This is a genomic window from Pseudomonas sp. Irchel 3E19 (assembly GCF_900187585.1).
Taxonomy (GTDB): domain Bacteria; phylum Pseudomonadota; class Gammaproteobacteria; order Pseudomonadales; family Pseudomonadaceae; genus Aquipseudomonas; species Aquipseudomonas baetica.
The window spans coordinates 17949-42129 of sequence record NZ_FYDT01000025.1 but is presented as its reverse complement, the minus strand read 5'-3'; the positions used below and the strand labels follow the sequence as shown (position 1 = coordinate 42129).

Here is a 24181-nt window from a genome sequence, read left to right as displayed (position 1 = left end):
GCAGCTATTGACCGAACAAAGGCTTCCCATGAGCGTAGATGCGCAAGATGTAGTACTCGTCGTTGAGGACGAACCGGTTATCTTGATGGTGCTGGCAGATTATCTGTCGGGGCAGGGCTACCGCGTGTTGCAGGCAGAAAGTGGCGAACAGGCGTTCGAGATTCTGGCGAGCAAACCGCATCTGGATGTATTGATTACCGACTTTCGTTTGCCCGGTGGTATCTCCGGCGTGCAGATTGCCGAGCCCGCCGTAAAGCTGCGGCCTGATCTAAAGGTGATTTTCATCAGCGGTTATCCGCAGGAAATTCGCGAGACCGGCAGCCCGATCACGCTCAAGGCGCCGATTCTGGAAAAACCGTTCGACCTGGACGTGCTGCAGGAAAAGATTCAAGAGTTGCTAGCCTGAGCCAAAGCGCCTGACCTGAGTATCTCCCTGTAGGAGCTGCCGCAGGCTGCGATCTTTTGATCTTGAAAACAAGATCAAAAGATCGTCCGAACGCGGCCCTAGCCTCCGGCCGCTCCTACAGTTGTATATCGGCTCAGCTTTTGATCATTTCCCGGACCTTGGCGGTCAGCAGATCGAAGGTGAACGGCTTGGTGATCATCTGCATCCCCGAGTCGAGGAACCCGCCACGCACCGCCGCATGCTCGGCGTATCCGGTGATGAACAACACTTTCAACCCTGGGCGGTATTGCCGGCCGATTTCCGCCAGTTGCCGACCGTTCATGCCTGGCAAACCAACGTCGCTGATCAGCAGATCAATGCGCTGCGCCGAGTTGAGAATCGGCACGGCACCGTCGGCATCTCCAGCCTCGACAAACGCATAACCCAGTTCACTCAGTACTGCGCTGACCAGCAGGCGTACGGCCGGGTCATCCTCAACGATCAGTACGGTTTCGCCATCCATGGCATGCGGGGTTTGCTGGATATCGGTGGCGGGGTGTTCAAGTTCTTCACCACAAAAACGCGGCAGGTAGAGCCTGACCGTGGTGCCCTGATCAATCTCGCTGTCGATCGAGACGTGGCCGCGCGACTGTTTGCTGAAGCCATAAATCATCGACAGGCCGAGCCCGGTGCCCTGGCCGATCGGTTTGGTGGTGAAGAACGGGTCGAAAGCACGGCTGATTACACTTTGCGGCATGCCACTGCCGTTATCGGTGACACTGAGCATGATGTAGTCACCGGGTTCCAGATTGGGGTAGGCCTCGGTGAATTCGCGTGAGAGCACCTGGTTGCTGGTCTCGACCACCAGTTTGCCGCCCTCGGGCATGGCGTCGCGGGCGTTGATCACCAGGTTGAGCAGGGCGCTTTCCAGTTGATTGGGGTCAGCCTCGGCGATCCACAGGTTGTCGTTCAGGCGCATGTCCAGTTGAATGCTTTCGTTGAGGCTGCGCTGCAACAGCTCGCCCATCGACAGCACCAGCGTGTTCATCTGCACGGCTTTGGAGTCGAGCGACTGACGCCGGGAAAACGCCAATAGCCGATGGGTCAGGCCAGCGGCACGGTTGGCCGAGGTCACGCCCAGATCGATCAGACTGTCGAGATCGTCCGTGCGTCCGCGCGCCAGACGCCTGCGCAGCAGTTCGAGACTGCCGATGATCCCGGTCAGCATGTTGTTGAAGTCGTGGGCGATACCACCGGTGAGCTGACCGACCGCTTCCATTTTCTGTGACTGACGCAACGCTTCTTCGTTATGCCGCAGTTGCGCGGTGCGTTCCTCGACCTGTTGCTCAAGGGTTTCCAGGGTCGATTGCAGGCGCCGTTCACTTTCACTCAGATCGATCAGACGGTCGCGGGCATCGTATTGGCGTCGTCGCCCGCGCAGGGCGGCGGACACCAGACTGACCAGGGTCGCCGGATGGAATGGACGCTCAAGGAACGTCACGTTGCCCAGCAAAGCGCTGAGCCGTGAGGAGGGGCCTTGTTCCTGGCCACCGTGGTGGGTTAACAGGACGATCGGCAGGTCCGACCAAGCCGGTTGTTGCTCCAGATAAAGGAACAGCGCTTCCAGCTCCGGGCCGCGCAAGGCTTCTGCAGAAATCAGCAACAGCCCGGCGCCGGGCTCCAGTTCTGCACACAGCGTAGCCAGGTCGGGGGTAATCAGACCGCCATAACCGGCCTCTTTGAGAATCGTCAGCGCAATTTGGCTATCGCGACCCAGAGGCGCCAGTATCAACGCGCGCTCGGCAATCGGTACCGAGGCTGTCACAAGCTCTCTTCCTGCAGCAGCGGCTTGCTCGCGCCGAGGTAGGTCGGTACACCGCGCAACACGCCCTGAAAGGCTTCCAGCGGCTCGCCGATGGTCATGCCTTGGGTCGAAATGCGGTATTCGCGAATGGTCGATTCATGGCTGCCCGTGCGTTTTTTGATGATGGAAATGGCGCGGCGGACTTTGCCCAGCGCTTCGAAGTAACGCAACAGAATCACCGTATCGGCCAGATAGGTGATATCCACCGGCGCTTGCATGTCGCCGACCAGACCATGCTGGGCGACGGTCATGAAAGTCGCCGCACCTCTACGGTTGAGGTACAGCAGCAACTCGTGCATGTGCAGCACCAGGGCATTCTCTTCCGGCATAGAGGCCTGATAGCCGTTGATGCTGTCGATGACCACGGTTTTGATCTTGCCTTCGTCGACACAGCGCCGCACCCGGTGAGAAAACTCGCCCGGGGACAATTCGGCGGCGTCCACTTGTTCGATCAGCAAGTTGCCGGTGGCACGCAGGGCCTTGAGATCAATGCCGATGTTTCTCATCCGTTCGAAGAGCAGTTCCAGTTCTTCGTCGAAGATAAACAGCGCAGCCTTTTCCCCGCGTGCCACGGCGGCGGCAGCGAAAACCATCGAGATCAACGATTTACCGGTACCCGCCGGGCCAAGGATCAATGTGCTGGAGCCGGTTTCGATGCCACCGCCCAGCAATGCGTCCAGCTCCTTGATGTTGCTGGTCAATTGCAGACGCGGGTAGTCGCCGCGATGCTCGGCGGCCACCAGGCGCGGAAAGACATGCACGCCATCGCCCATGATGGTGAAGTCGTGATAACCGCCACGGTACTTTTGCCCGCGATACTTGACCACTCGCACGCGTCGGCGCTCGGCACCGTAATTGGGCGTGAGCTCCTCCAGGCGGACCACCCCGTGGGCAACACTGTGTACGGTTTTGTCGAGGGATTCGGTGGTGAGGTCGTCGAGCAGCAGAACTGTCGCGTTGTAACGCACGAAGTAATGCTTGATCGCCAGAATCTGCCGACGATAGCGCAGGGAGCTTTGCGCCAGCAGGCGAATTTCCGACAGGCTGTCGAGCACTACACGGGTCGGTTTGAAGCGCTCAACGGCTTCGAAAATCTGCTTGGTGGCTTCCCCAAGCTCCAGATCGGAGGAGTACAGCAGGCTCTGCTGATGTTCGGCATTGAGCAGGCTTTCCGGCGGCGTCAGCTCGAAGATCTTGATGTGGTCGTTGAGTTCCCAACCATGGGACAGCGCACCCTGGCGCAGTTCACGCTCGGTTTCCGAGAGCGTGATGTACAACGAGCGTTCGCCGGCTTTCGCGCCGGCCATTAGAAAATGCAAGGCGACTGTCGTTTTACCGGTGCCTGGCTCGCCCTCCAGCAAGAAAACATGACCGCGAGACAGGCCACCGGCCAGGATGTCATCCAGACCTACGATGCCAGTGGCGGCTTTCGCATTGTTCAACTCGTTAGATGTAGACAAAAAATGCCCTCTCATGACTAGGGGAAGCGAGGCAGCCGGCTTAAGTAAGCTGCCTGATTACTTGACCCTTGGCCGTGATGGCAGTTCCGCTATTTCTCTCATCATGTGGCGACGACGTTTGCCGAAAGTGGTTGGCTGAACAAGCGCACTCCCTCTGCAGGCGCTGATGAAGCGCGACTGCGCAAGAACGCGGTGGCTCAAGTATTGAAGCGGTGACTGGGCTGACGCCAGCGCCGGCAGGCCCGCTCCCACAGGGATTTAAGGTGTGAGAAACGCATAAAAACGGTGGGAGCAGCCGCCCTGTCAGCCGTTCACAGAACACCGTACTCCCGAGCCGTGCGATCCACCGCAATCCGCGTCTTGTCGATTAATTCATCCAGCTCCGCACGGGTGGCGACCAACGCAGGCGCCATGATCATCCGCCCCAACGTTGAACGAATAATCAAACCCTCCTCAAAGCCGATCGTGCGGCAACGCCAGGCGATGTCGTGCTCGTTGGCAAAGCGTTTGCGAGTCGGCTTGTCTTGCGCGAACTGCAACGCCGCCACCAAACCAACGCCCTGAATCTCACCCACCAGCGGATGATTGCCAAACACCTCCCGCAAGCAGTTCTGCAGATAAGGCCCGGTGTCAGTTTTCACCTGATTCACCACGCCCTCATCGCGCAAGGCTGTCAGGTTGGCAATCGCCACCGCGGCGGCCACCGGGTGCCCGGAATAGGTCAAGCCGTGAGCGAACACACCGCCTTTTTCCACCAGTGCCTCGGCCATGCGCCGCGACAGGATCAAGCCGCCCATGGGGATGTAGCCGGAGGTCAGGCCCTTGGCGATCGACAAGGTGTCGGGCTCGAAACCGAAAGTCTGATGAGCGAACCACTCACCTGTGCGACCGAACCCGCCGATCACTTCATCGGCACACAGCAGCACGTCATATTGGCGGCAGAGGCGCTGGATCTCGGGCCAGTAAGTGGCCGGCGGGATGATCATGCCACCCGCGCCCTGGAACGGTTCGGCGACGAAGGCCGCAACCTTGTCGGCGCCCAGTTCAAGAATCTTCTCCTCCAGTTGCCGCGCCGCGCGCAGGCCAAACTCTTGTGGGCTCAGGTCGCCTTCGTGGGCGAACCAGTAGGGCTCGTCGATGTGCGCGACGTCGGGGATGGTGCCGCCCATTTCGTGCATGAACTTCATCCCGCCCAGCGCCGTCGCCGCCAGGGTCGAGCCGTGATAGCCGTTCCAGCGACCGATCATGATTTTCTTCTCGGGTTTGCCCATCACCTGCCAGAACTTGCGCACGGTGCGGATCAGCACTTCATTGGCTTCTGAGCCGGAGTTGGTGTAGATCGCGTGGCTGTAGTGCTTGGGCAACAGGCTGAACAGCAGCTCGGACAGTTGGATTACAGCCGGGTGAGTGGTGTGGAAGAACATGTTGTAGTAGGGCAGTTGCTCAAGCTGCGCGGTCGCGGCGGCGGCCAGATCCTTGCGCCCGTAACCGAGGTTGGTGCACCACAGGCCCGACATACCGTCCAGATAACGCTTGCCGTCGTTGTCCCACAGCGCCAGGCGATCACCGCTGACCATCACCCGCGGACCTTCCTCGTTGAGCGCCTTCTGATCGACGAACGCGTGGATGTGGTGCGCGGCGTCGGCGGCTTGAAAATCACGGGTGCTGCGAGTCGGATCGAATTCGGCGGACATGGCTCATCTCCAGAGTGGGGTAGGTTCATTCCAGCGTTGCACGATCAATATTTGTCATCTAAAAATATTTTTGTAAAGAAAAGATTTGTCGATGAAAAAAGATATCCGTAGGCTGAGCAGCATCGGCAAAGGATCATCAGAGGCAACATGAGCGGACTTCGAGAACGGCAAAAGGAACAGCGCCGGCAGGTGATTGCCGAGGCCGCGCTGGCGTTGTTCAAAACCCAAGGCTTCGGCGCTACCACGCTGGAGCAGATTGCCAACGAGGCGGGGGTTTCAGCGCCAACGGTGACGAACTACTTCGGCGGCAAGCAGGAGATCTTGTTGGCGTTGCTCAAACAGCCAGACGAGCAAGCCATGCGTGAGGCGCGGGCGAATCTGGATGACGAGAGCAATCCGCTGCAAGCATTGTGCGAATTCGAAGGCCTGATGACTGACTACCAGCTGCAAGCCATGCCGGCCTCGCTGTGGCGTGAGTTGGCGCCGTTTCTGTTCACCGGGGAATTGGCGCAGGCATTGACGCCGTGGAATGCGGCGGTAATCGAAGAGACCAAGGCGCTACTGGGGCATTTTCAGGCCGTGGGCAAGGTACGCGAGTCAGTCGATATCGACGTGGCGGCGACGTTGTTCAACCAATACGCAAACATCGCGTTTATACGCCTGGCGACTGAGGCGACGCCGGACCGAGAGGCGCATGCCTTGCACATGCGCCGTGTTTTGAGCTTGATCTGCCACGGCCTTCTGACAAGCGCCGAGGTACCCGAAGACCCGTGAATCTGTGGCGAGGGAGCACGCTCCGTCGCCACACTGTTGTGCAGGGTGTTACTCGTTAATCCGCGGATGCTGCTGCACCAGATTCTTGCGTTTGGCTTCCAGTTCGGCAATTTCGGCGTCGATGTCTTCGATCTTCTGCTCGATATTGTCGTGGTGCTCCTGCAACAACTCCTTCGCTTCCTCAAGGTCGGAAGCCGCCGGTGCAGCACCTCGTAGAGGTTTGTTCGCGGTTTCTTTCATGGTCACGCCAGTGACCAGGCCGACCACGGCAATCACCATCAAATAGTACGCCGGCATGTACAGGTCATTGGTGCTTTCCACCAGCCAGGCGACGACGGTCGGGGTCAGGCCCGCAATCAGTACCGAAACGTTGAACGCTGCGGCCAAAGCGCTGTAGCGAATGTGCGTGGGGAACATCGCCGGCAGGGTCGAGGCCATCACGCCGATGAAGAAGTTCAGCAGCACTGCCAGCATCAGCAGGCCTGCGAAGATCAGGCCGATCTTGCCGCTGTTGATCAGCATGAACGCCGGAATGGCGAGGATGAACAGGCCGATACTGCCGACAACGATGAAAGGCTTGCGGCCGATTTTGTCACTGACAAAACCAATCAACGGCTGCACGAACAACATGCCAACCATGATCGCGATAATGATCAGCACGCCACGGTTTTCGCTGTAGTGCAGGTTGTGCGACAGGTAGCTCGGCATGTAGGTGAGCAGCATGTAGTAAGTGACGTTGGTCACCGCCACCACGCCAATGCAGGTCATCAGGCTGCGCCAGTGTTTGGTCGCGACTTCCTTGAACGACACTTTCGGGCCGCCGGCCAGACCTTCGCGGTCGCCTTCTTCAAGTTTTTCAACGTGCTGCTGGAACGCCGGGGTTTCTTCCAGCGCGTGACGCAGATACAGGCCAATCATGCCCAGCGGCAACGCGAGGAAGAACGGCAGACGCCAGCCCCATTCCTCGAATTTGGCTTCGCCCAGCGTGGTGGAGATCAACACCACCACACCCGCACCCAGGACGAAACCGGCAATCGAGCCGAAATCCAGCCAACTGCCGAGGAATCCACGTTTGCGGTCGGGCGCATATTCAGCAACGAAGATGGAAGCGCCGGTGTACTCGCCGCCGACCGAGAAGCCTTGGGCCATTTTCGCCAGCAACAGCAAGATGGGCGCCCAGATGCCAATCGAGGCATAGGAGGGAATCAGGCCGATGGCGAAAGTGCTGAGCGACATGATGACGATGGTCGCGGCAAGGACTTTCTGCCGCCCGTATTTGTCGCCCAGTGCGCCGAAGAACAGACCACCCAACGGCCGAATCAGGAAGGGCACCGAGAACGTCGCCAGTGCGGCGATCATTTGCGTGCCCGGATCTGCGCCGGGGAAGAACACTTTGCCGAGCACATAGGCCACAAAGCCGTACACACCAAAATCGAACCACTCCATGGCATTGCCAAGCGCAGCCGCCGTAATGGCTTTGCGCATCTTGGCGTCGTCGACGATGGTGATGTCTTTCAGGCCGATCGGTTTGACGCTGTTTTTACGTGATTTCATCCAGGTTTTCTCTTTACTGATCCATCTTGCAGCGTAGTTGCCATCTTTTTGATGGCGCGTGCTATTTGGGTCAGATACATGCGGACACGAAATAATTCACTGCTCGCTGCTTTTTTTCCCTTGCCGGAGCTGTCGACGGGCTTGATCTGCTGATCTTGCCTTGCGAAAACGACAAAACCCGCCGTCCCGATTGAACGGGGCGGCGGGTCTTGTCCGAGAACAAATGTATTGCCTGTGAGTCAGCCTTCGCGAGCAAGCCCGCTCCCGCAGGTTTGGCGGTGTGGCAGGGATCTGTGTCGACCACAGATCCCTGTGGGAGGGGGCTTGCTCCCGAAAGCGTCAGCAACCACAACACATCATTCGAGCCTTGTCAGAGCGGCCTGCTACTGCGGCAACTGCAGATTATCCAGCACCCGATTCACCGCCAGATCCCCGAGCATGATCAGTTGCGCGATGCCAGCAGTACCGGGCTATGTAGGAGCTGCCGAAGGCTGCGATCTTTTGATCTGCTTTCTAAAAAACGCCTGATTCGTCAGATGATCTACCGCCGAATTACCGCATACGATTGACCCAGATCACTGGCCCAACCCTTCCTGACCCGACGGCGACGTGTGCGCTTGCAAAACGCTGTAATCATGCACAAACCCCGTGTGTTCGACTCTTTGGCTGCTGCACGCCGACAGGCTCAGGGACGCCGTACACAACACCGACATCAGGCAATGGCTTCTCATCAAGGGGCTTCCGTGTTCTTTAAAAGGGCGTTTTCCGAGCTCTCGATCTGCAACTGGCCGTGGCTCATGATCCAGTGGATAAGGTCGGCCGTCGGGATCGAATGGGCGTACTCCACCCATTGCGCATTGGCTGGGCTGTATTGCTCGAAATAGCGACGCAGGACAATCCGGCTCTGGTCGCCGGCCAGGCCCAGACAGAACTCCTGGAACAGGATTGGCGTATCGTCTGCCGGCGCACTGGTGCGTTGGCTGAGGATCAACGGATAGTTGGCGCTAGGCCCCTCGGCGGTATACCTGCTGTGCAAAGCCTTCATGAAAAGCCCCCGGAAATTGGAAGGCGTGCAGGGTGCCAGAGGGGTTTTGCCGGAAAATGTCCGCTTGATGTCGGTGGCGAAGGAATGTTGCTCGATTGAAATAAATGACCCGAGCGCCAGAATGGTTTTAGATGCGCTCTTTTCTGGCCGGAGCCTGTGACTGTGAGCAGACTGCTGTTTGTCGACGACGACGTGGAAATTCTCTCCCTGCTGAAGAAGTTCTTCGTCCAGCACGGCTATGAAGTCGACGTGGCGGCGGATGGCGAGGCGATGTGGGCGGCCATCGCGCAGCAGCGCCCGGACACGATCATTCTCGACGTAATGATGCCCGGTGAAGGCGGGCTGAGCTTGTGCCAGAAAGTGCGGGCGCAGATGGGCATTCCGATCATCATGCTGACGGCGATGGCCGAGCTGAGTGATCGTATCGTCGGTCTGGAACTCGGCGCAGACGACTACCTGACCAAACCTTTCGCCCCACAGGAGTTACTGGCCCGTGTGCGTGCACTGCAACGGCGGGCTGGTGAACAGCAGCGTTCAGTTGAACCGTCGCGGCCGGTGATCGCTTTTGCCGGCTGGCATCTGGATGTTACCTGCCGCGAGCTGCGCTCCCCGGAAAACGTGATGATTCCGCTGTCCGGTGGCGAGTTCGATCTGCTGGTGGTGTTTCTTGAACATCCGCAGCGCATCCTCACCCGTGAGCAACTGATTGATCTCACACATGGGCGGGGCCACGACGCTTTCGACCGTAGCATTGACGTGCAGGTCAGCCGCCTGCGACGCAAGATCGAACCGGACTGCAAACGTCCCGATCTGATCCGCACGGTACGCAACGGCGGCTATATGTTCACCGCCAAGGTCACGGGTTGATGATCCCTCGATTCCTGCGGCGCGACCCGCTGAGTCGGCGTATCGCGCTGACCATTGTCGCGGCCATGCTGGCGTCGCTGGCGCTCAATTTCCTGTTCGTGGAGGTCGCGGGTACCTGGGCGCGACCGCCGATTGAACGCACCGGGCTGCTGGAGCAGATTGCCGCTACCGTCAAGGTCATCGAGGCCGCACCGGCACCGTTGCGCACGCAACTGGCGCAAGCGGCAAACGGCCTGACACAGGAGGTGATGTGGAGTGCGCAACGCGACAAACTCGGCTTGCCCCCGGGGGGTACGCCGCTCATGGCAGACAAGAGATCGGTGTTGCATCAGTTGTTGGGCGATGACCGACAGATTCGGGTGTTCAACCCTGCCGACTGGCCGAGCGGCAGTCAGCAGGGCCGGTATGCGGCGCTGATTCAACTGCCGGATGGCAGCTGGTTGTTGTTTTCTTTGCGAGAGCGCTCCTGGGGACTGGACATCGGCACACGCATCGCGATCATCATCGCCCTGGGCCTGATCGCCACGGTGCTGGTGGCCTGGCTTGCCACACGCCAACTGGCCAAACCTCTGCAGCGTTTCGCCAACGCCGCGCGTCGGTTTGGCGGCGACCTGCGCGCACCGCCGATCAAGATTGAAGGCCCGGACGAGATTCGTCAGGCGATCATCGCCTTCAACACCATGCAGGCGCAGATTCAGCACTTCATCGGCGAGCGCACGCACATGCTCGCGTCCATCTCCCACGACTTGCGCGCGCCGCTGACACGCATGCGTTTGCGCAGTGAGTTCATGGAGGATCTTGATCATCAAGGCAAGCTGATTCGCGACATCGAGGAGATGCAGTCGATGATCAACGCGGCGCTGGCGTTCTTTCGCGAAGACACCCAGCCGGAACAAAGTACGGCGTTCGACTTGTCGGAGCTGTTGCACACCATCGTTGATGACTATCGTGATCAGAATATTGCCGTCGATTACAACGGTCCGGCCCATCTGGTCTATGAAGGGCGGCCGCTTGGGATCAAGCGAGTGATCGTCAATCTGCTGGATAACGCCGCGAAGTACGCACGGCACCCGCGCATCGAGCTCACCACTAATGAGCGCGTGATCAGCATCGACGTCAGCGACGAGGGGCCGGGCGTTCCCGAGGAGTCGCTGCAACGGGTATTCGATCCGTTCTTTCGCCTCGAGGCCTCACGCAACCGTCACACCGGCGGCGTGGGCCTCGGGCTCTCGGCGGCGCGGGCCATCGTGCGCGAGCAGGGCGGGGAGCTGACGCTGAGCAATCGGCACGGTGGTGGTTTGGTCGCGCGGGTCGAATTGCCGATTCAATGAACGCGCCTTGAGCCACTCTCAAGACGCACACGTCAGATACACACGCTCAATCCTCTGCATCAAAGGGTTTTCATGTACTCGATCAGCGCGTAGCGATCATCATCGTTGCCTTGTCGCTACCTTGGTCGACCACAAAGCCACGAGGCAACCGATAGCTGCGGTAGTCGTCTGCCCGCGCCACTGTCGGGTTCAGGGAAACGATTATGATGCTTGCCGCTATCAAGGCTGACTTCACTGTCATTTGCTCGTTCCTTCATGGTGCTGCGCGGGGTGTTTTGATGGGAGTGCTACGCCTGCAAATGGAGATGCAAAAAATCGGTAACACGTTGCAAGGCCAATCGAGTCGGGTGGTTTTGCGTGGGTTTTTTTGCCGAGTCGTACTCATACGTCAGTAACGCGTGGTGGGTGCGCCGACCATCTGCTGGCGGCGCGTATGTGTAGACGATGCCGGTTTTTGCAAACGCCTGTCCGAGTCGTTGGATTCGCGGCAAAGTGCATAGCCGATCATCGCTGAAGTGCTGGATCAATACCGCGCACCCCTTCGTCACGGCAGTCCGGCTGGCCTCTTCAAGTTCGTCGTCGGCAATGTTCAGTTCGCTCATCCAGGGGCCTTCACCCCTGCCGGTTAACCAGTATCTGAACTTGAAGGGTATCGCCGGCTGGGACGCCACTGCCGCACCGACATTGGTTTCAAGGATCAGTGGAATCACAAATGCCCCGGTGACACACATTCCAATGACGCCGATCCGGTCATGGCCGTGCGTGGCACCCAGCTCTCTGACAAGGGCACGCAACCAGTCACTGACAGGGGCACTCCGGCCCGCCTTGAGGTAGGCAAACTCTTTACTGATGCAATGGAAATATCCCTTGAGCAAAGATCCCCTTTCTTGCAGTTGGCCGAACAGCAGCGGTACGTACACTTGAAACCCTGCGCTGATCAATCGTTCGGCAAATTGCAGGGTGTCGCGGGTGAGCCCCGGCAGTTCATGCATGACCAGGACAGGAATACCGCTACCCTTCATATAAACGGTATGGGTGTAGTCTGAATGGCTGAAAACAAATGACTGGTATCCACTCATGTCCATTGCAGACCTCCAGCGTCAGTTGCTTATTGTCTGGGTAATCAGGCCACCAATGAAGGTCATCAACTGGCAGCTATAAATTCCCCCGTGTCCGTCAATGACCGGAGCAAACGCTTTGACGTTGAGTACAGGGTTGTGGTCCGGTGGATTTTTCAGTTGCGGATTCTTCTCAAATTTCAGATCAAAATATTTTTGTGAGCCGTCTTTGTGCTTTTGTTGCGAGGGGAACATGGCGAAGCCTATGGGCGCCGTCGTTGAAAGTTTTGCCAGGTTCATTCGCAATTGAGGGTTGATGTACTGTTCGCATCCCTCAAAGGTTTGCCGCGCGGCGCTGTCAGTCGAATATTCCAGCGAAGAAAGAAAGTGTGTCTGGTAGGGGGCGTAGTGACCAACAGCCGTTGAGTTGGCTTCATAACCTTCGGGTACATCAGTGGTGTACTTCTGAAATCTCGCCCTGGGTGCCCGGGCGATGTGAAAAGCCCGCTTTGTCGCCAGGTCCGTCGTGCCGGTCACGATTGCCAGAACCGGCTGCTGATCATTCGTGTAATGACAACCCATGCTCAGTTTCTGCAATGTGGCCAACCGCATTGCTTCGAACGCAGGGTTGATCAGAACGACTAGATCACCGACTGTTTTGAGCGCCTCCCTCGGGTTTTTCTGGCAACCGGTTGTTGAAAGTTCGTCGGCTGGATCGAAGCTCGTGCTCTGAGTGAATCGCTCGACCAATATCGGTGCCAGCGCTGTATACAAGACCGCAGCACCGAAACTATGACCGATGAATACCAGGCGGCTTTGTGTATCGCTTTTTGCCTGTAGCTGGCTGTTGCTGTTACGCCGCACGCGCTCTTTGTCCAGACGCAGCAGCACCTCGGTGACCGCGCCACTGCCGACACTGTGCGCCGTCTGTTTACGATCCCAGAACGTGATCAGATCAAGTGGCGAGTTTCTGGCAAATACCTGGCCTCGCCACCCCATGTACAGCCCGATCACCTTACGCTTGCAACCATCCATGGCAGCGATGTTGCGCATTGCCAGTTTGAATTCACGGACATCCTCATCATCCGGCGCTGCGGAGTGCCTCCAGCCGTGCAAATACGTGACGATAAGGACTGACCCTTGAACTGAGCGGATCTCGCTCATTTGCGCTTCAAACACAGCAGGATTCAGCAGGTTGCCGTACTCGTCGAACTCGACGAAACCATGCTGGAAGTCAGCCTTGCGGGCGTCATCAACGGAGCAGGATGCCAGAGGGGGGGCGAGATCGTAGGGTTTAAGGTACGGGGGGGCAGGGTGATACTGTTTGAGCGGGGCACAGCCAAGGAGCGTAAAGCCCAACACAATGACCATGATCAGTGCGCGCATCACCATCGTCCTCTGTTTGTTGCATCCTGATTTGCAGAGTAGAAGGTTTTTGTGTCGATGCTGGCATTTTGTTATGAGCTTCCAGTGTTCCTGGAGCTGACGTGTACTACTGTTCGATAAAACATCTCCCTGAAACCACAGCAAGGATGCGCAAAGATGATTTCATTTCGGGCTTTTGCAAGAACATTCCCATGGCTCGCGATCGTTTTAATGCAGGCGAGTTGCTCTACCGATCAGCAGATTCACCAGTTGAAAGCCGTTCCGGCGAAACCCGCCTCCACTGCGTCGACCAGCGCGCAAGGCGCGACTGTCGACGATCCGAGCGTCTTCTTCGCTAAGGACGGGCATTTTTATACCGCCGGTTACGTCGCTTATCTGGCGGGGTATCACGATCTCGACAAGATCCAGCGTATCTCATGTTTCACTCAGACTCCCGATGAGGAATTTTGGAAGCTTAACGCTGTACCTGTCTCTATTTATGGCATCACGCCAGGGCTTTGGACCTATCGGAGACAGGTGGTGAACGGACTTCATTCTTTGCATGGGGGAGACACAAATGCGGTTTATGAGCGAAGGGCACGCCTGAAGAAAATGATCGAGGACGCGGTCAAACCTGATTCTGGTGTTCCAGATTGGCAGTTGGGTTTCCTGATTCACGCATTCGGCGACAGTTATGCGCATGTAAAAGGAAAACCACCCCAGGCGTATGGTCCGGGTGTCGGACATATGTTTGACTCACTCTTTGGTGATGATCCCGACGCCATTTTCATCAACCATCACTATGAAAAATACAACGCCTACGTGAACTCACTGTTTGCGGCGCTTGCCAGTGGCCAACCCGATTCAGCGCCAGACGAGGCGGCGCTTCAAACCTTTACCGGGGAAATCGCCAGACAGGCCTCCGAAGGTGATGACCCAGACAAAGCAGTGACCATCACTATCAAGAATGGATCACCCACCTTCGATTGGGACAAGAACGATAAATTGTGCGAAAGCCTGAATACCCGAATTGCCCATAAAGACATTAATGACTTTCTTGAAAAGTTATCGAATGCACTTTGATGCTATTCGCAGGCCCCCAGCAATTTGATCGCGAGTTCTTTGCTGGGTTGATCGTCCGTCGCCGCCAGTTTGGCGGCAGTCGGTGCAATTTTTTCTTTGCAACCGGCCTCGGCCAGAGCCTGTTGGTTGAAGCTTCGCGCGACGTGTTGTGCGGCTAGTCCTGTGGCAAATACTTTGCCAATGCCCTGGCCTGCACTATCGGCTCGCAGGAGGGTGTTTGAGTCGAAGGCGGAGAACACAGACAGAGCGTCATTGCGGCTCAGAACCTTGCCTAGATCCGTGCTTAAGTCCTGAATTGTCCGCCGGGAGCTGTCGATGTCTTTCTGGACCTGCTCTTTATCTTCTGCAGCAGTAGCCCTGAGTTTGGTTGTTTGCAGCGCTGTGATGTTGTTGCTTTCGGTGCCGATTTGATCAGTGAGAATCTTGGCCAGGTGCTTACGCTCTTCAGCGGTCAATGATTCGCCCGACTTGATCTGATGGATATTTTCCCCAGACTTCGAGGTGCGCTCGACAACCGGCACATAAGCCGCATCAAGCGTATTCACGCCAATCGATGCGCCAAACTCCCCGGTGCCTGTTCCCGGGGCCGAAACCTCAACCCCAACAGACGTTTTGGATACAAACACCAAGGGCGTTTTGCTGGTGCAGCCGACCGCTGCAACCAGTGGAAGCACGACAATCAGATACTTTTTCAAGGGATGTCCTCTGCAGAGTTAGAGCACACGTGGTTGATGGTTTCACCCAGTGCTTTTTTGATGTTTTCGATTTGTTTGGGGTCGCGAACGATCAGGATCAGGTTGCAGGAAGAGGGAGAGGGGATGACGACGACTTCCTGATTCAGGTAGCCAATATTGTTGGTGCCCTGAATGCTCGTTGCGCCGACGCCGAATGCGCTGGTGACGATGGCACGCGCGGGCATGTCGGTCCGTAGATCGACCGGGCCAATGTTTATGAAGCGTTGCTGGGTTTGAGCGCCTTTTACAGTGACAACGGAACAACCACTGGCCAGGCAGGCCGCAAGCAATATCCCTATCAGGCGCATTCAGTGCTCCCTCTCTGTACCTGCATAAGGCTTAGCCGCTACTTTCGATGCTGTCAAAGTGATGGCGACTACATGATGGGAGCAATCAATGAGCGTGTGATTGGCGATTCCGCCCACTAAGAATTTCAGGTTGCTTGCGTGAAATATTAGGTATAAGTTTTCATGAAATTATAGAAAGATAATTTCATGAGGCCGTAGATGTTTCAGCAATCCCTGCGCCATGTCGACAGTTACTACGCCCACAGTTGCGCCGAAATCCTCTGCGATCGACCCGCTTTGGCAGGTGACCAAGACACCGACGTGGTGATCATTGGCGCCGGTTTCAGTGGTCTGCACACCGCGTTGCGCCTGGCGTTGGCCGGCAAGCGCGTGACGCTGCTGGAAGCCAGTCGCGTGGCGTGGGCAGCTTCGGGGCGTAATGGCGGGCAAGCGATTCTGGGCTGGTCATGCGATATGCCGCCACTGGAAGCCGCGCTGGGTCATGAACGAGCCAAACGGCTGTGGGAGGGCATGCGCTGGGCAGCTCAGGAACTTCGCGAATTGCCCAGGCGCCATGGCTTCGACTGCGACTATCGCCCCGGACATCTGTGGACGTCGGTGATGGCGCGCCGAGTCAGTCTGCTGACCGAATGGCAACACGAGGCCAGCCACAAATGGGGCCACGATGCATTGCAATTCATCCCACGCGAAGCGCTGCCGCAATGGCTGGCCAGCGAGCGTTATCAGGCGGGTCTCTACGACCCCGAAGGCGCGCACCTCAATCCGCTGAAACTCGCACTGGGTCTGGCGGCTGCCATCGAGCGCGCCGGCGGGCGCATCTTTGAGCAAAGCAAAGCGCTGAGTTATCAGGAGGAGGGCGCAGGTTTTCGGGTCAACACCGCGCATGGCTCGATCAAAGCCGATGTGCTGGTGCTGGCTTGCAATGCCTATCTCGATGAACTCGACCCGAAACTCTCCAGCTGCATCTTGCCGGTGGGCACCTATCAGGTCGCAACCGCGCCACTTACGCCGGAACAAGCCAGCGCACTGTTGCCCAGCAATGTCTGTGTCACCGACAACCAGTTCGTCCTCGATTACTTCCGCCGTACGCCAGACAACCGTTTGCTGTTCGGCGGTGGCTGTACCTATCTGGGCGGCATGCCCAAGGACATCGCGGCGGCGACCCGGCCGTATCTCGAACGTGTGTTCCCGCAGCTCAAAGGTGTCGCGGTGGAATTTGCCTGGGGCGGGCACATCGATCTGACCCTGAACCGCACGCCGGATGTCGGCGGCGAGGATAATCGTTATTGGCTGCAGGGTTACTCGGGACATGGCGTGCTGCCGACACTGGCAGCGGCTCGCGCGGTGTCTGACGCCATTCTCGGCGATGCGGATGAATTGGCGTTATACCAAGGCTTGAGCAATGGCCGTTTCCCCGGCGGCAAACACTTCGCCGCGCCGCTGGAAGCCATCGGCAAGGCCTGGTATCGACTGCGCGACAGCATCTGATGATCCATTTTGCGGAATCCCGGCCATGAATAAGCAAGAAGAAATCGCCGCGCTGGCGATCCTGATCCACGACCTGCGCAAGCACAAGAAATGCACCCTGAAGGAATTGGCCGACAAGATCGGCCGTTCGGTGGGATTTTTGTCGCAGGTCGAACGCGGTTTGTCCCGGCCCACGGTGGCGGACCTGACGGCGATTAGCGAAACCTTCGGCGTACCGACCACCTATTTCTACAGTTTGCCCAAGGCCAAGGAATTGCCGTGGGTGACCCGCCCGGACGAGCGCCGCACGCTGTATTACGCCAATGGCATCACCGACATTCTGGTGTCGCCGCAGATGCGCGCCTCGTTTTCCATGCTCGAAAGTCACCTTGAACCCGGCGCCAGCAGCGGCGACCGGCACTTGAACGACAGCTCGGAGCAGGGCGGTTACGTGCTCGAAGGCGAACTGACGTTATGGCTCGGCGATAACGAAGAGCCCGCCACTTTAAAGACCGGCGACAGTTTTCAATTCGACAGTCACACCCGTTGCCGCTACGGCAATCTCACCGACCAGCTCACCCGCGTGCTGTGGGTCTACACCTGAAAACAATAAAAGGATGAACACGATGGACGCTGTCTGCGCTGACCTGCTCGCCGAAGTACGGGCGTTTCGCCAACGCTACCCCGAGGTGCGTTATGTCGACCTGATTTCCCTGGACATTCCGGGGCATTTTTACGGCAAGCGCTATCCCATGGACATGCTCGAAAAAGTCGCCGCCGGCAGCGCCCTCAAACTGCCGCAAAACTGCGTGTTGCTCGGTGTGCAGGGTGGGTTGTTCAAGATTGGCGACTATTGCTTCAACGACGGCGACCCCGACGCCGTGCGCCGACTGGTGCCGGGCACACTCAAACCAGTGACCTGGGAAGCGCAGCCACTGGGCCAGATGCTGATCACCTCTGACGGCACGGAAAAACCGATCGAATTCGAACCTCGCGAGGTGCTGGCGCAGGTGCTGAACCGACTGGCGCGCAAAGGCATTCACCCCGTCGTCGCCTTCGAACTCGAGTTCTACCTGTTCGACAAAAAACTGCGTGACGGCTTACCCCAGTTCCCCCGCGACGACCTGACCGACGACGCCGATGATCAGCCCAACATGCACATTGAACGCTTGTCACGCTTCGCGCCGGTGCTCGACGAAATGGTCGAGGCCACTCGTGCTCAAGGCATCGACGCTACCGTGATTACCGCTGAACTGGGCCCCGGCCAGTTCGAAATCAACTTCGGCCACCTCGACGACGGTTTGCGTGCAGCTGACTGGGCTGCTTTGTTTTGCCGCAGCACCCGTGGCGTCGCGCTCAAACATGGCTACCGCGCCAGCTTCATGGCCAAACCGTACCTGCAGCATCCGGGCAGCGGCATGCATGTGCATGTCAGCCTCTATGATGCGGCCGGCAATAATCTGCTCGCGGCGAATCAACAGCAGCCTTTGCGCCACGCCGTCGCCGGGTGTCTGCAGCTGTTGCCCCACAGCATGCCGATCTTCGCCCCGAACCAGAACGCCATGCGCCGATTGAGTGGCACGGTGAACACCGCCACCAAAGCAAGCTGGGGCTTTGAAGATCGTGATGCGTGTTTGCGCATTCCCGAGTCGGATGAGAAGAACCTGCGCATTGAATATCGACTGGCGGGCGCAGATGCCAATCCGTATCTGGTGTTGGCGGCGATTCTGGTGGGCTTGGAGCATGGATTGGCGGCAGGTAAAGAACCGATCGCAGCGCTCAATGAAGACCGCAATAGCGGGATCGCCTTCCCGACAGAGATGTTTGAAGCGGTGAGGGCGATGCAGCATCAGCCGCAACTACGTGAAGGCCTGGGCGCCGAGTTCGTGGACGTGTACTGCGAGAACAAACGCCAGGATCATCTGGCATTCATGCAGGAGATCAGTGCGCGGGAGTATCGCTGGTATTTGTGATGGCTGAGCCCGGCCAATGCTCCTTTCGTCGCTTGCGCTGAACACCGGACGCCCGCGTTCTCTCTATCGGATATTCCGGCACGAGACAAACCTATGTTCGATCAGCGAAAGAAGATGCACTGGCCGCATGGCGCAAACTGGCGACGCAAGCGCAGCTGAGGATGGACCCGGAGCAGCAGTACGACGAGTTGCTCAAAGCCGCCGATGACATGGAAGAACAGGGACTGATCAACAGTGCCGAGTGGCGCCAACTGGTGCGCGATGCCGGCAGTGTGTTCACCGGCGTGCCCCTTGCTCGTACCCCGCAATGAAAAAACCGCACAGCAAACAAAGGTCGCTCATACCACACGACCTTTCTTGGGTGGCGAAGGATCGGGCAGGCGTTTTCTGGACTCGGTCAGAAGTTGCGCGAAGGCCGCCTTGTCGACGGGCCGGCTCATGAAATAACCCTGAACTTCGTTGCACTGATCCTTGCCGAGAATGTTCAGTTGCTCCTCGGTCTCGACACCTTCGGCGGTGACGGTCAGGCCCATGGCTTTGCCCAGACCGATGATTGCCTGCACCACTGCGCGATCATTGGCGCCGCTGCTGATGGAGGCGATGAAACGCTTGTCGATCTTGATCCCGTCAAACGGATAGGCGCGCAGGTAGCCGAGCGATGAGTAACCGGTGCCAAAGTCATCCATGTTCAAGCGCACACCCAGCTCCTTGAGGGCATTCATGGTGCCCAGCGCACCGTCGGTGTCGACCAGCATGACGTTTTCGGTGATCTCCAGTTCCAGTCGGCTGGCCGGCAAGCGCGTCTGGATCAGCACTTCGCGCACGTCTGCAACGACATCACTGGCAGAAAACTGGGCCGGGGAAAGATTGACCGACAGCACAATGTCCTCAGGCCAGGTCAGTGCGGTTTCGCAGGCTTCGCGCAATACCCAGCGGCCCAGCGGGACGATCAGATCCGTCTGTTCGGCCAGGGCGATAAACAGGTCCGGTCCGAGCAAGCCCTTGGTCGGGTGCTGCCAGCGCACCAGCGCTTCGACCGAAACGATGTGCTTGCCGTCAACCTTGTAGCGCGGTTGATAGTGCAGGACGAACTCGTCGTTTTTCAGTGCGCAGCGCAGATCGCTTTCCATCTGCCGACGAGTCTGGATCTGGTCGCCCATGTGCGCCTCGAAATAACACCAGGTGTTTTTGCCCTCGGACTTGGCCTGATACAGCGCAATGTCGGCACAGCGGATCAACTCGCCGGGCACATAACCCAGGCGGCGGCTCAGAGCGATGCCGATGCTCGCGCCCACGTGCAGCGGGTGATCTTCGAAAACCACCGGTTGGTGCAGGCTGGCGACCAGACGCGTGCAGAACTTGTCGACTTCATTGCGGCTGTCCATGCCGTTGAGCACCACGACGAATTCGTCACCGCCCAGCCGCGCGACGATATCGAGCTCGCGGGTACAGTCGCGCAAGCGGTTGGCGACTTCCTGCAGGACCGCATCACCGGCCGGATGGCCCAGGGAATCGTTGATCGGTTTGAAGTTATCCAGATCGATCACCAGCAGGGACAGCGGCGGTGCATGTTCCTTTAACAGCAGTGCATCATCCAGATAGCGTGCCAACTGGTTGCGGTTGGGCAGACCGGTCAACGCATCGTGCATGGACAGGTGTTGAATCTGTGCATGGGCGGCGACTTCGTCGGTGATATCACTGGCGGTGCCGCGATAGCCGAGCACGGCGTGCCGTTCGAGAATTGGCCGTGCCGAGAGCCGGCAGTGGCGTTGCTGACCGGTGTGATCACGGTACGTACAGCGCAGGTCGCTGGCATTTGTTTCGCCAGTGAGTTTTTTCAACCAAAGCTCCAGCGGCGTGGTATCGCACGACACCAGTTGCCCGATGCCTTGCCCGAGCCACTGGGTGTGCGAGTAACCGGTGACTTCACTGAAGTGTGCCGAGAGGTAGGTCAGTTGCAAGTCTCGATCGATTTCCCAGATCCAGTCCGAAGCCGCTTCGGCCACCGCACGAAAACGTTCTTCACTGGCTTCCAGTGCCTGGTTGGCTGTTTCCAGCGCCTGATTCGACGCCTGCATCGTGCTGAAGCTGTTGTCGACGTAGGTCGAAGAACGCAAGGCGTGGCGAAAGAAATAAGCGGTCAACAACATCAGCACCAGCAGTGTGGCGCAGAGCGGCGGTAACAATGACCAGAGCAATTGCTGGCCGGGCTTGTGCAGGTCGGCGGTGAGGCTGTAGCCGGTGCTGTCCAGCGGCACGCGCGGCTGCTCCTCGTCGAGCATGTCGTCCGCGGTCAGGGTCAAATTCCGCAAGCCATAAGCGCTGCCGATCGTGCGCAGCTTGGCCGGCGTCAGCGTGTCGACAAACACCAGCACCGAGGTCTGTTGCGGATCTTCCCGTGGGCGCTCATCGTTGGGCAGGATCGCTGCGGCCGTCACCAGCGCCGGCCAGCCTTCGAACAACGAGTAAGTGCTCACGGGAACCGTCAGGTCGGGCTGGCGTTGCACCTGTTCGACCAGCAACGCAGCAGACATCTTGAGCAAACCGGACAGCTCGGCATCGACCATTTGTCCTTGCACCACGGCGTACTTGGTCCGCTGCCGATCCAGCACAAACACGCCTTCATAACCGTCACTGGTAAACAGGGTTTTGCCGAGATTCTGTTCGCTGTAAGCCCAATCCGTGTCGATTCGGTCGTGCAGATGCTCATAGGCCGTGGTCCAGCTGGCGTAGCTGGTGATGTAACTCTTTGACGCGGTGATGCGGTTCTCCAGTGCCCGCGCCGAGTAAAACCGGACGTCCCTGGCCTCTTGCTGATCAAGGCGGGCGGCGATACTGAACAGGGCCCACGTCGCGGCAAGCACGCCGACAACGAACAGCGCACCGATGGCGAGGGCCAGGCGGCGAGTGACGGCACTCTGCAAAGGAGGAACGGGCACAGCGTGTGTGGACATATCCATTTGCTCAACCTGATCCCGTGTCTATTTCAATCTAGAGCAACGGCCTTGGCGCGATGTTCCGCTGGTTCGTCATGATTGCGCGGCGGCGGCTTTCACAAGCGTAGTGAAGGTACGGTGGTTTTGCCTTGGCGCAGCGCAATCCCGTGACCGTCCGTCCGGCCCCGGAACACCGTGTCTTCGCGGCATTCGGCGATATGCTTCAACGTTACAAACCCCCAAGTCAGTCATTCGATGGCAAACTTCCCACTAATGGATTGTTTTGGAGACCACCATGCTGGGTGCGTTTGAACGAAGACTCGACCCTTTTCCTCCTGACGAGGTACCGCCGCCGCCCAATGGTCTGGCGCGTTTTTTGTGGGCCTGTACGCGGGGTGCCCGCGGTTACATCCTGGTGCTGGCATTGCTCAGTGCCGCTGTGTCGATTTACGAAGCGTGGCTGTTTTCCTTTCTGGGGCAAGTGGTGGATCTGCTCTCGACCTGGCAGGCCGGTGGTGAAGCCGCTGCGCAGGAGAGTCGCGTGTTGTGGGGCATGGGCATCGTCATGGTGACCAGTGTCGCTCTGGTGGCGTTGCGTACGATGGTGCAGCACCAGATCCTGGCGATTAACCTGCCGTTGCGCCTGCGCTGGGACTTCCATCGGCTGATGTTGCGGCAAAGCCTTTCCTTTTTCTCCGATGAGTTTTCCGGACGGGTCACGACCAAAGTGATGCAGACGGCGCTGGCTGTGCGCGACGTGCTGTTCACCATGATCGAGATCATCCCGGGGATCGGCGTGTATTTCATCGCGATCATCGCGCTGGCTGGCGGCTTCGCGCTGAAGCTGATGCTGCCGTTCATTGGCTGGGCCGTGCTGTTCGCGCTGGCCATGTGGTACTTCGTGCCGCGCCTGGGCAAAGTCGGGCAGGAGCAGGCGAACGCGCGCTCGATGATGACCGGGCGTATTTCGGATGCCTACACCAACATCACCACGGTGAAGCTGTTCTCCCACTCCAATCGTGAAGCGCACTTCGCCCGTGCGGCGATGGAGGATTTCAAACTGACCGGTTTTCGCCAGATGCGCTTGGTCAGTCTGTTCGAGATCGTCAACCAGGCACTGGTGGTGGGGCTGATCATGTCAGCCGGCGGTTACGCCCTGTGGCTGTGGCACCAGGGCGACGTCGGCGCCGGTGCTGTGGCGGCCATCACCGCCATGGCGCTGCGGATCAATGGCATGTCGAACTGGATCATGTGGCAAATGACCTCGCTGTTCGAAAGCATCGGCACCGTTCAGGATGGCATGGCGACGCTGACCCAGGGCGCCAAGGTGCAGGACGCCCCGGATGCTGGCGTGTTGGTGACTTCCGGCGGCGCCGTGACCTTCGATAAGGTGAGCTTCAACTACAACGGCGAACGTCAGGTGCTCGACGGCTTGAATCTGAGCATTCGTCCCGGCGAAAAAATCGGCCTGGTCGGGCGCTCCGGTGCTGGTAAATCCACGCTGATCAACTTGCTGCTGCGCTTCTACGACGTCGACAGCGGCGAGATTCGCATCGATGGCCAAAACATCGCGAAAGTAACGCAGGACAGTCTGCGCAGTGCCATCGGCATGGTCACTCAGGACACCTCGCTGCTGCACCGTTCGATTCGCGACAACATCGCCTACGGCCGTCCCGATGCCACCGACGCGCAAATCCGCAGCGCCGCCGCGAGCGCCCAGGCCGATGAGTTCATCAGCCAACTCAGCGACCGCCAGGGCCATAGCGGTTACGACACACTGGTGGGCGAGCGCGGCATCAAACTGTCGGGCGGCCAACGCCAGCGCGTCGCGATTGCCCGGGTGATGCTCAAGAACGCGCCGATCCTGCTACTGGACGAAGCCACCAGCGCGCTGGATTCGGAAGTCGAAGTGGCGATTCAGGAAAGCCTCGATGAAATGATGCAGGGCAAGACCGTGATTGCGATCGCCCATCGGCTATCGACCATTGCGGCCATGGACCGGCTCATTGTCATGGACGAAGGACGCATCATCGAACAGGGCACGCACGCCCAGTTGCTGGAGAAAAACGGCGTCTATGCGCGGCTTTGGCAGCATCAGAGCGGTGGTTTTTTGGGTGAGGACAACGGCGTGGTGGAGTCTGCCTGCACGCAATGAGCAGGGAACACATGATTTGGCAGCAACGATGCGGTCTCATTTGAGACCGCATCTGGCAATTCAACGCTGAGCCATCAGCACGGCTCAGCGTTCGCCAGTGTAAAGGTTTGAAGGGATGTTTAATGACG

The 24181-nt window shown here is 58.4% G+C and carries 21 protein-coding genes; 10 read left to right on the top strand and 11 right to left on the bottom strand.

Going from position 1 to position 24181, the window contains the following annotated elements; all coding sequences use genetic code 11:
- Window positions 1–28 precede the first annotated feature (28 nt).
- Window positions 29–406: a response regulator gene (locus CKW18_RS16835; RefSeq protein ID WP_095189829.1), complete on the top strand. Its 378-nt coding sequence runs from the start codon at window positions 29–31 to the stop codon at window positions 404–406.
- Between the two features lie 133 nt (window positions 407–539).
- Here CKW18_RS16835 and CKW18_RS16830 read toward each other — a convergent pair whose 3' ends face one another.
- The 3 genes from CKW18_RS16830 to CKW18_RS16820 all read right to left on the bottom strand — a co-directional run bounded on the left by CKW18_RS16830 (window position 540) and on the right by CKW18_RS16820 (window position 5403).
- Window positions 540–2210 (bottom strand): ATP-binding protein, encoded by a 1671-nt coding sequence (locus CKW18_RS16830; RefSeq protein ID WP_095189828.1) that lies wholly within the window; start codon window positions 2208–2210, stop codon window positions 540–542.
- Window positions 2207–3709 carry an ATPase domain-containing protein gene (locus tag CKW18_RS16825; RefSeq protein ID WP_095189827.1) on the bottom strand — a complete coding sequence of 501 codons (1503 nt, stop codon included), beginning with the start codon at window positions 3707–3709 and terminating at the stop codon, window positions 2207–2209. Before CKW18_RS16825 ends, CKW18_RS16830 begins: the two co-directional genes overlap by 4 nt.
- Window positions 3710–4020: 311 nt before the next feature.
- Window positions 4021–5403: an aspartate aminotransferase family protein gene (locus CKW18_RS16820; RefSeq protein ID WP_095189826.1), complete on the bottom strand. Its 1383-nt coding sequence runs from the start codon at window positions 5401–5403 to the stop codon at window positions 4021–4023.
- Window positions 5404–5550: 147 nt separating this feature from the next.
- On the opposite strand from CKW18_RS16820, the gene CKW18_RS16815 reads away from it, so the two are divergent.
- Window positions 5551–6177, top strand: coding sequence for a TetR/AcrR family transcriptional regulator (locus CKW18_RS16815; protein WP_095189825.1), 627 nt, complete (start codon window positions 5551–5553; stop codon window positions 6175–6177).
- Between the two features lie 48 nt (window positions 6178–6225).
- Here the strand turns inward: CKW18_RS16815 and proP are convergent, their stop codons facing one another.
- Together proP and CKW18_RS16800 are read right to left on the bottom strand one after the other, a co-directional pair.
- Complete coding sequence (proP, locus tag CKW18_RS16810; RefSeq protein WP_095189824.1) at window positions 6226–7731, bottom strand: glycine betaine/L-proline transporter ProP; 1506 nt, start codon at window positions 7729–7731, stop codon at window positions 6226–6228.
- Between the two features lie 730 nt (window positions 7732–8461).
- Window positions 8462–8776, bottom strand: a complete 315-nt coding sequence (locus CKW18_RS16800; protein WP_095189823.1) for a hypothetical protein — start codon at window positions 8774–8776, stop codon at window positions 8462–8464.
- Window positions 8777–8938: 162 nt separating this feature from the next.
- Between CKW18_RS16800 and CKW18_RS16795 the strand changes: the two genes are divergently transcribed.
- Together CKW18_RS16795 and CKW18_RS16790 are read left to right on the top strand one after the other, a co-directional pair.
- A complete protein-coding gene (locus tag CKW18_RS16795) occupies window positions 8939–9643 on the top strand; it encodes a response regulator (protein ID WP_095189822.1) in 705 nt (234 codons plus the stop codon).
- Entirely contained in the window at window positions 9643–10974 is a 1332-nt protein-coding gene (locus tag CKW18_RS16790; protein ID WP_095189821.1) for an ATP-binding protein, read from the top strand. The genes CKW18_RS16795 and CKW18_RS16790 overlap by 1 nt, the downstream gene beginning before the upstream one ends.
- 82 nt (window positions 10975–11056) lie before the next feature.
- On the opposite strand, the gene CKW18_RS30605 is transcribed toward CKW18_RS16790, so the two are convergent.
- From CKW18_RS30605 to CKW18_RS16780, 3 genes are read right to left on the bottom strand one after another with little or no spacing between them, the layout of a single operon-like run.
- Window positions 11057–11215, bottom strand: a complete 159-nt coding sequence (locus tag CKW18_RS30605; protein WP_170947272.1) for a hypothetical protein — start codon at window positions 11213–11215, stop codon at window positions 11057–11059.
- Window positions 11216–11261: 46 nt separating this feature from the next.
- Window positions 11262–12059 (bottom strand): dienelactone hydrolase family protein, encoded by a 798-nt coding sequence (locus CKW18_RS16785; protein ID WP_095189820.1) that lies wholly within the window; start codon window positions 12057–12059, stop codon window positions 11262–11264.
- A gap of 15 nt (window positions 12060–12074) precedes the next feature.
- Window positions 12075–13418, bottom strand: coding sequence for a hypothetical protein (locus CKW18_RS16780; RefSeq protein ID WP_141233110.1), 1344 nt, complete (start codon window positions 13416–13418; stop codon window positions 12075–12077).
- A 156-nt stretch (window positions 13419–13574) separates the two neighbouring features.
- On the opposite strand from CKW18_RS16780, the gene CKW18_RS16775 reads away from it, so the two are divergent.
- Window positions 13575–14480, top strand: coding sequence for a hypothetical protein (locus CKW18_RS16775; RefSeq protein ID WP_095189818.1), 906 nt, complete (start codon window positions 13575–13577; stop codon window positions 14478–14480).
- 2 nt (window positions 14481–14482) lie between these two features.
- On the opposite strand, the gene CKW18_RS16770 is transcribed toward CKW18_RS16775, so the two are convergent.
- Entirely contained in the window at window positions 14483–15175 is a 693-nt protein-coding gene (locus tag CKW18_RS16770) for a hypothetical protein (RefSeq protein WP_095189817.1), read from the bottom strand.
- Complete coding sequence (locus CKW18_RS16765; protein ID WP_095189816.1) at window positions 15172–15522, bottom strand: hypothetical protein; 351 nt, start codon at window positions 15520–15522, stop codon at window positions 15172–15174. The genes CKW18_RS16770 and CKW18_RS16765 overlap by 4 nt, the downstream gene beginning before the upstream one ends.
- Before the next feature lie 198 nt (window positions 15523–15720).
- Here CKW18_RS16765 and CKW18_RS16760 point away from each other — a divergent pair, with 198 nt between their 5' ends.
- The 4 genes from CKW18_RS16760 (at window position 15721) to CKW18_RS31495 (ending at window position 19273) form a co-directional block, all read left to right on the top strand.
- Window positions 15721–17010, top strand: a complete 1290-nt coding sequence (locus CKW18_RS16760; RefSeq protein ID WP_095189815.1) for an FAD-binding oxidoreductase — start codon at window positions 15721–15723, stop codon at window positions 17008–17010.
- Window positions 17011–17035: 25 nt separating this feature from the next.
- Complete coding sequence (locus CKW18_RS16755) at window positions 17036–17593, top strand: helix-turn-helix domain-containing protein (protein ID WP_095189814.1); 558 nt, start codon at window positions 17036–17038, stop codon at window positions 17591–17593.
- A 22-nt stretch (window positions 17594–17615) separates the two neighbouring features.
- The gene (locus CKW18_RS16750) at window positions 17616–18962 is read left to right on the top strand and encodes a glutamine synthetase family protein (RefSeq protein ID WP_095189813.1); all 1347 of its coding nucleotides are present in this window, start codon (window positions 17616–17618) and stop codon (window positions 18960–18962) included.
- Between the two features lie 161 nt (window positions 18963–19123).
- Window positions 19124–19273 (top strand): hypothetical protein, encoded by a 150-nt coding sequence (locus tag CKW18_RS31495; protein ID WP_310867543.1) that lies wholly within the window; start codon window positions 19124–19126, stop codon window positions 19271–19273.
- Between the two features lie 27 nt (window positions 19274–19300).
- Here the strand turns inward: CKW18_RS31495 and CKW18_RS16740 are convergent, their stop codons facing one another.
- A complete protein-coding gene (locus CKW18_RS16740) occupies window positions 19301–21922 on the bottom strand; it encodes an EAL domain-containing protein (protein WP_095189811.1) in 2622 nt (873 codons plus the stop codon).
- A 271-nt stretch (window positions 21923–22193) separates the two neighbouring features.
- On the opposite strand from CKW18_RS16740, the gene CKW18_RS16735 reads away from it, so the two are divergent.
- Window positions 22194–24053: an ABC transporter ATP-binding protein gene (locus CKW18_RS16735; RefSeq protein ID WP_095189810.1), complete on the top strand. Its 1860-nt coding sequence runs from the start codon at window positions 22194–22196 to the stop codon at window positions 24051–24053.
- The last annotated feature ends 128 nt before the right edge of the window (window positions 24054–24181 follow it).

Coding starts and splice junctions, on each gene's coding strand:
- proP (WP_095189824.1), bottom strand. CDS start 7,731: ATGAAATCACGTAAAAACAGCGTCAAACCGATCGGCCTGAAAGACATC.
- CKW18_RS16780 (WP_141233110.1), bottom strand. CDS start 13,418: ATGCGCGCACTGATCATGGTCATTGTGTTGGGCTTTACGCTCCTTGGC.
- CKW18_RS16820 (WP_095189826.1), bottom strand. CDS start 5,403: ATGTCCGCCGAATTCGATCCGACTCGCAGCACCCGTGATTTTCAAGCC.
- CKW18_RS16740 (WP_095189811.1), bottom strand. CDS start 21,922: ATGGATATGTCCACACACGCTGTGCCCGTTCCTCCTTTGCAGAGTGCC.
- CKW18_RS16800 (WP_095189823.1), bottom strand. CDS start 8,776: ATGAAGGCTTTGCACAGCAGGTATACCGCCGAGGGGCCTAGCGCCAAC.
- CKW18_RS30605 (WP_170947272.1), bottom strand. CDS start 11,215: ATGACAGTGAAGTCAGCCTTGATAGCGGCAAGCATCATAATCGTTTCC.
- CKW18_RS16760 (WP_095189815.1), top strand. CDS start 15,721: ATGTTTCAGCAATCCCTGCGCCATGTCGACAGTTACTACGCCCACAGT.
- CKW18_RS16835 (WP_095189829.1), top strand. CDS start 29: ATGAGCGTAGATGCGCAAGATGTAGTACTCGTCGTTGAGGACGAACCG.
- CKW18_RS16735 (WP_095189810.1), top strand. CDS start 22,194: ATGCTGGGTGCGTTTGAACGAAGACTCGACCCTTTTCCTCCTGACGAG.
- CKW18_RS16755 (WP_095189814.1), top strand. CDS start 17,036: ATGAATAAGCAAGAAGAAATCGCCGCGCTGGCGATCCTGATCCACGAC.
- CKW18_RS16815 (WP_095189825.1), top strand. CDS start 5,551: ATGAGCGGACTTCGAGAACGGCAAAAGGAACAGCGCCGGCAGGTGATT.
- CKW18_RS16790 (WP_095189821.1), top strand. CDS start 9,643: ATGATCCCTCGATTCCTGCGGCGCGACCCGCTGAGTCGGCGTATCGCG.
- CKW18_RS16775 (WP_095189818.1), top strand. CDS start 13,575: ATGATTTCATTTCGGGCTTTTGCAAGAACATTCCCATGGCTCGCGATC.
- CKW18_RS31495 (WP_310867543.1), top strand. CDS start 19,124: ATGGACCCGGAGCAGCAGTACGACGAGTTGCTCAAAGCCGCCGATGAC.
- CKW18_RS16765 (WP_095189816.1), bottom strand. CDS start 15,522: ATGCGCCTGATAGGGATATTGCTTGCGGCCTGCCTGGCCAGTGGTTGT.
- CKW18_RS16785 (WP_095189820.1), bottom strand. CDS start 12,059: ATGGACATGAGTGGATACCAGTCATTTGTTTTCAGCCATTCAGACTAC.
- CKW18_RS16750 (WP_095189813.1), top strand. CDS start 17,616: ATGGACGCTGTCTGCGCTGACCTGCTCGCCGAAGTACGGGCGTTTCGC.